1 protein-coding gene is annotated in these 275 nt (G+C 54.2%); it reads left to right on the plus strand.

All coding sequences use genetic code 11. The features are described 5' to 3' along the window. Positions 1-275 (plus strand): DnaA/Hda family protein (locus tag V5P19_RS23510; RefSeq protein ID WP_334407955.1); only part of this gene is annotated, 275 nt, incomplete at both ends.

A 275-nucleotide genomic window follows, 5' to 3' on the forward strand; every position in this document is an offset into this window, starting at 1 on the left:
GCTGGAAGGTAATCAACAGATCATTCTCACCTCGGATCGCTATCCGAAAGAGATCAACGGCGTTGAGGATCGTTTGAAATCCCGCTTCGGTTGGGGACTGACTGTGGCGATCGAACCGCCAGAGCTGGAAACCCGTGTGGCGATCCTGATGAAAAAGGCCGACGAAAACGACATTCGTTTGCCGGGCGAAGTGGCGTTCTTTATCGCCAAGCGTCTACGATCTAACGTACGTGAGCTGGAAGGGGCGCTGAACCGCGTCATTGCCAATGCCAACT

This window comes from Enterobacter sp. UNJFSC 003 (assembly GCF_036903355.1).
In the GTDB taxonomy this organism is placed as follows: Bacteria; Pseudomonadota; Gammaproteobacteria; order Enterobacterales; family Enterobacteriaceae; genus Enterobacter.